At 74.7% G+C, this 605-nt stretch carries 1 protein-coding gene; it reads left to right on the top strand.

The window, feature by feature from the left end:
* A partial coding sequence (locus tag ACLD7X_RS17900; protein WP_411425040.1) for a hypothetical protein occupies positions 1-529 on the top strand: 529 nt, incomplete at its 5' end.
* Positions 530-605: the final 76 nt, after the last annotated feature.

The raw sequence follows: 605 nt of genomic DNA, 5'->3' as shown, positions 1-605 counted from the left end.
GGCGCGGGGCACGGCGGTCGAGGTCCCCTTCGAGGCCGAGCTGGGCGAGGACAGCGTGACCTTCGACAGCGAGAAGCGCGCCACGGTCGAGGGGCTGGCCCGCGCGATCGAGACGCATTTCCCCGGCGCCGCGGTCGACCTGCGGATGGGCCCCGACGACTGGCGCATCCGGCTCGAGGGCCGGGTCGCGCTGGCCCCCGCCGCGCCGGACACAGGGCCGCCCTGGTTCCTCGCGGTCTCGGACCTGGGGCTTGACGGCGCGCTGCGGGTGCAGCTGGAACCCGCCCCCGGCTTTGCCGCCTTCGATGCGGCGCTGCGCGAGCTGTCGGCGATGATGGGCCCGGACGAGAACCAGCCCCTGACCTTTCGCCTGTCCGGCCCCGGCGCGCGGGTGCTGGCGGCGGGCACCTGGGTCGACGGGCGCGCGATCACGGCCGAGGTCATCGCCCTGTCCGACCGCCCGATCCGCCTGACCTACGAGGACGGCATCTGGGAAGACACGGGCGCGGGCTTTGTCCTGCTGCCCTGATCCGGCGGGCGCGGGGGGCGTTCCGCCCCCTCTGGCCGGGCCTTGCCCGGCCATTCAACCCCTGAGGGTATTTGGA

The organism is Aphanothece microscopica RSMan92 (genome assembly GCF_046613545.2).
Classification (GTDB): domain Bacteria; phylum Cyanobacteriota; class Cyanobacteriia; order PCC-6307; family Cyanobiaceae; genus NIES-981.
The sequence above is the reverse complement of the archived record's forward strand: the minus strand, read 5'-3'. Positions and strand labels throughout refer to the sequence as shown.